General features: G+C 36.8%; 5 protein-coding genes. 3 read left to right on the top strand and 2 right to left on the bottom strand.

The genetic code is table 11. The features are described from left to right. The coding region (locus AC52RT_RS03720; RefSeq protein ID WP_495539507.1) for a pyruvate formate lyase family protein at positions 1-1,081 on the bottom strand (1,081 nt) is incomplete at its 3' end. Positions 1,082-1,318: 237 nt separating this feature from the next. Beyond that, the gene (locus AC52RT_RS03715) at positions 1,319-1,768 is read right to left on the bottom strand and encodes a C40 family peptidase (protein WP_495539506.1); all 450 of its coding nucleotides are present in this window, start codon (positions 1,766-1,768) and stop codon (positions 1,319-1,321) included. Positions 1,769-2,101: 333 nt separating this feature from the next. On the opposite strand from AC52RT_RS03715, the gene motA reads away from it, so the two are divergent. The 3 genes from motA (at position 2,102) to AC52RT_RS03700 (ending at position 4,048) form a co-directional block, all read left to right on the top strand. Beyond that, on the top strand, positions 2,102-2,893 hold the full coding sequence (gene motA, locus AC52RT_RS03710) for a flagellar motor stator protein MotA (RefSeq protein WP_495539505.1): 792 nt from the start codon (positions 2,102-2,104) through the stop codon (positions 2,891-2,893). After that, positions 2,886-3,653 carry a flagellar motor protein MotB gene (motB, locus tag AC52RT_RS03705; RefSeq protein ID WP_495539504.1) on the top strand — a complete coding sequence of 256 codons (768 nt, stop codon included), beginning with the start codon at positions 2,886-2,888 and terminating at the stop codon, positions 3,651-3,653. The genes motA and motB overlap by 8 nt, the downstream gene beginning before the upstream one ends. 116 nt (positions 3,654-3,769) lie before the next feature. Next, complete coding sequence (locus tag AC52RT_RS03700) at positions 3,770-4,048, top strand: late competence development ComFB family protein (RefSeq protein ID WP_495539503.1); 279 nt, start codon at positions 3,770-3,772, stop codon at positions 4,046-4,048. Positions 4,049-4,189 lie beyond the last annotated feature (141 nt).

Below are 4,189 nucleotides of genomic sequence, written 5' to 3'. Positions count from 1 at the left end.
CTGTTAGGTTTGGTTCTGGAGCAGGTCCAAGATTTTCAAGAGTATGCAAGAATCTGAAACTGATTTTAGTAACAAGTGGTCTTCCGTCAAGGGCAATACCGCCAATAGCTTCGGTTACCCAAGTAGGATCACCGCTGAATAGTTCATTATAATCAGGTGTACGAGCAAATTTAACTAGACGAAGTTTCATGATAAAATGATCGACAATTTCCTGCGCTTCTTCTTCCGTTAATGTTCCTTCATTCAGATCCCGCTCGATATAGATATCAAGGAAGGTAGAAACACGGCCAAGACTCATTGCTGCACCATTTTGTTCTTTAATAGCTGCAAGATAGGCAAAGTACAACCATTGGAACGCTTCACGCGCATTTTGAGCTGGAAGTGATACATCATAACCGTAAGATAGTGCCATAGTTTGTAACTCTTGAAGGGCTCTAATCTGTTCTGATAGCTCTTCGCGGAGGCGGATAACGTCCTCAGTCATTGTTGTAGATGTATTTTGGAGGCTCTTTTTCTTATCTTCAATTAGTCGGTTAGTACCATATAATGCAACACGCCGATAATCGCCAATAATCCTTCCTCGTCCATATGCATCCGGTAATCCGGTAATAATTCCGACTTTACGGGCAGTCATCATTTCATCTGTATAAGCGTCAAATACACCTTGATTATGTGTTTTACGGAAATCTGTAAAGATCCGTTCAATTTCTTTATCAAGTTCGTATCCATAAGCGTTGCATGAAGCTTGTGCCATGCGAATCCCGCCATATGGCTGAAGGCTGCGTTTGAAAGGTTGATCGGTTTGTACTCCAACAATAGTTTCAAGATCCTTATTTAAATAACCTGGAGCATGAGAGGTTATACTAGAAACAGTTTTTGTATCCATATCTAATACTCCGCCATTTTCGCGCTCTTTTCCGGTCAACTCCATGACTTGCTGCCAAAGTACTTCTGTAGATTCTGTAGCTTTTTCTAAAAATTCGGCATTACCTTGATAAGGAGATACATTGTTTATGATAAAATCGCGGGTATTTACTTCAGACTGCCAATTTCCTTCGATAAAACTTCTCCACTGATTCATGGTTTTTTCGCCGTCCTTTGTTTAATTTATTTTTAAAACATAACTAATTTAGTAATAGCTTACATTCTTATCATACAGTGAAAAATTGGTTATTTTTAAAATATATGTGAATCCTTTGTGAAACTGTTATAGTATTTAAAATAATCTGTTATATATTTTGCGATAAAATTAACATCTGTTATAGTGCTTGGTCTATAAAAAAAACAACCACACTATCATGGCTGTTATAAAATAAAACTATAATCGCTTACCGCCAATAAATTTATTCTTCCAGTAAGAACCATTTATTGAGTCGATACGAACACCTTTGGAAGAAGAAGAGTGAATGAATTTGTTGTTTCCAACATAAATACCTGTATGACTGGCTCGTTTTTTACCATTTGAAAAGAAAACAAGATCTCCTTTCTCTAAACTACTCTTTTTTATGTACTTTCCTATCATAAACATTTGTGCTGCCGTTCGTGGAAGAGACTTTCCCGTTGCTTTTTTAATTGAATAGGCTACAAATCCTGAGCAATCGAAGCCTACTGGGCTCATTCCGCCCGTTTTGTATCGAACACCAATGTACTTTTTGCTTACTGATACTACTTGATTTGGTGAATAAGAAGCTTCGGCCGAGTCGAAAGGAACTAGAAAAGTACCTAATATACAAAGTGATAGCACAGATGCGAATATATTCTTTTTCATGTGTTTCCCCCTGGTTTTTAGTAATCTCTATATTTCTCTCTTTTAGTAGTTTTACTATATCAAAAATAGGTATAAAGTAGGGTTACAGAGTAGTTAAGTAATATTACAAATTTTCCTCAGTTTGACATTTTTGTCACTAAAACGACATAATATTCAGATAATAGAGAAGCAGATGTCTATCTCTAACGATCCTTACTAGTTCCCTAGTAAGGTCTTTTCTATTTGTAAAAAATTGATTTCTACAAAAAATCCAGAATCCATTCACTTTTTTTAACTAGTTACCGATATAAAGAAAAGAGAACGCAGAACACTTTATATGATTGGGTGTGTATTATGGATAAAACATCATTTATCGGAATTTTACTTGGAATTATTGCTGTTGGTGTTGGTATGGTGTTAAAAGGGGTAAGCTTATCTGCATTAATCAATCCCGCAGCTATTCTTATCATTTTCGTTGGAACGGCTGCCGCTGTCACTACAGCTTTTCCAATGTCAGAACTAAAAAAGGTGCCGGTGCTGTTCAAGATTCTCTTTACTGAACAGCGTTTAACAAAGCCAGAAGAACTTATCCGAACATTTTCAGAATGGGCAGTCATTGCTAGAAAAGAAGGACTACTAGCGTTGGAAGTCATTTCAGAGGATATAGAAAATCAATTCTTAAAAAATGGATTAAATTTAGCGGTAGAAGGACAAAGTGCGGATTATATTCGTGATATTTTATCAGAAGAAATTGATGCTATGGAAGAGAGACATCATGGCGGTGCAGCTATATTCAGTCAAGCAGGTACGTATGCTCCTACACTAGGTGTCCTTGGGGCTGTACTCGGTCTGATTGCTGCACTTGGGAACATGGATAATACAGAGGAATTAGGTCATGCAATATCGGCAGCTTTTGTTGCGACTATGCTGGGGATTTATACTGGTTATGTACTTTGGCATCCATTCGCTAATAAGTTAAAAAGAAAATCAAAAGAAGAGGTACGAATTAAAGAAATGATGATTGAAGGAATCCTTTCTATTATTGAAGGGGAAGCTCCTCGAACGATCGAACAAAAACTAACGTCTTATTTGCCTGCTAATGAACGGAAAAAATGGCTGGAAGGCGAAGTGAAGGGAAATGGCTAGGAGGAAAAAGAAGGTACGTCATGAGGAACATATGGATGAGTCATGGTTGGTTCCCTATGCAGATATTTTGACTTTATTACTGGCCCTTTTTATAGTACTTTTTGCTTCTAGTTCAGTAGACGCCAACAAATTTCAACAACTTTCAAGTGTGTTTAATCAAATATTTACGAGTGGTTCGGGTGTTTTAAATTATCCTAGTCCCGTTCAGGATGTCACTCCATCTACAACAGATGAGAACGAAAAGTCTTCCGGGATAGAAGATGATCCGGAAGCTCTTTGGATGATAGAGAAAAAAGAACTGAAAGAAATACAAGATAAAGTAAATCAGTTTATTGACAAGAATGATCTTGCTAAAAAGCTTGATATATCTTTAACGGATGAAGGTCTACTGCTGACAATACGAGATAATGTCCTTTTTGAATCTGGTAGTGCGGTCATTCGACAAAAAGATGTGAAAATATCGAATGATATTGCGGAATTATTGATTATGAATCCACCACGCACCATTGTCATCAGTGGACATACAGATAATGTGCCAATTAAAACCTATCAATATGAGTCTAATTGGGACTTAAGCGTTATGAGAGCTGTTAATTTTATGAAAATTCTTCTTGAAAATGAAAGTCTAAATCCTCAATGGTTTAGTGCAAAAGGGTACGGTGAATTCAGTCCTATTGCATCTAACAAAACGGCAAAGGGACGGGCTAAAAATAGAAGGGTCGAAATTTTAATTATGCCGAGGATAGCCCTTAACCAGTAAGAAATTGTTTCTAAAGACGTTAGCTTAAGGCATGTTAAGCTAACGTCTTTATGTTGATTGTAAAACTTATATGAGAATAGAAAGCCATGCGAATCAAACAGCGGATGAGGATAAATATGGATAGAGAATATGTAAATGTAATGGAGGAAATTGTGATTACTCTCGTGACGTTTATGATGACGGGGACTGATTATCAGACGTTTTGTAAATGTGGGAAATGTAAGAGCGATATTATTGTACTCAGCCTTAATAATCTACCAAACCATTATGCAACAACAGAGACTGGCAGGAAAATTGTGTTTGATCGTTTAAATACGGTGGAAAACCGGGCATGGATTAACAAAAGGATTATAAGTGCCATTCATGTTGTAGGGAAGTATCCTAAGCATGATTAATCTCATTCGTTACCCAATATATTAAAAGATGGCTGCGATCTATCAAAAGGTCGACAGCCATCTTTTTTGACATGCTGAGTTTTGATTACTGAATTTATGTTCTTGCCTTGCGCTGACTTGAATATCTACCATGCAGAAAAT

The organism is Peribacillus sp., assembly GCF_059453735.1.
Note: the sequence above shows the minus strand (reverse complement) of the source record. Positions and strands in the feature narration are given on the sequence as shown.